Below are 1,314 nucleotides of genomic sequence, written 5' to 3'. Positions count from 1 at the left end.
CCCCACGTCCAGGCCCTTATCGACCTGGCGCACGACGACCCGGCTGATCCCGACGCCGAACCAGAGCCGTTCCGTGCGCTGCTGGTCGCCGTCACCCACTACCTGCGGGCTTCCGGGCAGACCATCGCTGGCCGCCCTCTCGCCGAGGCCGCCCACCGCCGTTGGGCGCGAACCCTCGGCGACGACCACCCCGACACCCGGGAGACCGCGCAGCAGCTCGCCGCCGCGACGCGGGTCTCCATTTTCGATGCCCCGGTCACAGCGAGTGCACTGGTCGGGTGGTTCACCGGCCGGTGGGGACCGCGGCGAGCCTGACCTGCCACGATCGATTCCCGGTCGGCCCCGGTGAGCTGGCCGTCCTTGCCGTAGCAGAACTCGGTGTTCGCGGAGTTCCAGTTCTCCACGACCTGTAGCCCTTCGTGGATCTCGGTACGCAGCTCCGGGGACGACAGATATTCGCAGATGAAGATCGTGCTGGTGGCGCGGCCGAGTTCTTCCAGGGCTTGGAAGGTGGGGTGTTTCGGGCCGCCGCGGGTGAACCGGCGCAGCACCTGCTCGGCCTCGGTGGTGCCCAGGCGTAGGGCGGTGGCGTATTTGACCATCTGGTCGTACTGCTGGGCGATCAGGTCCCAGTCGATCGTCTTGTTCGACAGGACCGGGGTGAGCTTCGGCCAGGTGTCGTCTGCGCCGCCGCCGGGCCGGTAGAGCCGGGCGGAGCCGATGTTCTTCAGCCGCGGGAGCAGACGGAAGTCGAGCAGGTGGGCGAAGGCGAACCCGACGACGCTGGCGCCGTGGGTGTCGACGTACTGCCGGTCGATGTCGGCGGAGGTCAGGTGCCGCATCAGCCCTTCGATCATCGAGGCGACCTCGGACGCCGAGCACGAGGTCACCTGGGAGTAGATGCAGACGCTGCGCTTCTCGACGTGCCAGTAGATCATCACGCCGGGGCCGCGGTAGCGCTGGTGCCACTCGGTCATCAGGTTCGACGACCAGGAGCCGAACTTCTTCGAGTCCGACGCGCAGGAGGTCCCCTCGCCCCACAGAGCGGCGTCGCGGACCGCGAAGGTCTCGTTGACCAGCCGGCGGATGGTCGCCCGGTCGGTGACCTCGCGGGAGGCGACCGAGGTGAACTCGTCGGTGAAGTGCGTGACGTAGTCGGCGTCCTTAGCTTGCAATTTAAGGTTCGGGGCGGCTTCGTCCGCTGACCTGACTCTGAGTAAGGCCGCCGCCGGACACGCAAGACGGCCCTGGCAGGATCGTGCGTTGCGAGACACAGGATCGAACCAAGGCCGTGAGGATGAGTGTGCCCGAGCA

General features: G+C 67.8%; 1 pseudogene. It reads right to left on the bottom strand.

Annotated elements, in window-relative coordinates:
* Positions 1-329: 329 nt before the first annotated feature.
* Positions 330-1,097 (bottom strand): annotated as a pseudogene (locus tag U9977_RS10375) (Tn3 family transposase); the annotation flags it as partial.
* Positions 1,098-1,314: the final 217 nt, after the last annotated feature.

The organism is Protofrankia sp. Cas8 (genome assembly GCF_963555845.1).
GTDB lineage: Bacteria > Actinomycetota > Actinomycetes > Frankiales > Frankiaceae > Protofrankia.
This window is presented reverse-complemented; position numbering and strand designations above follow the sequence as displayed.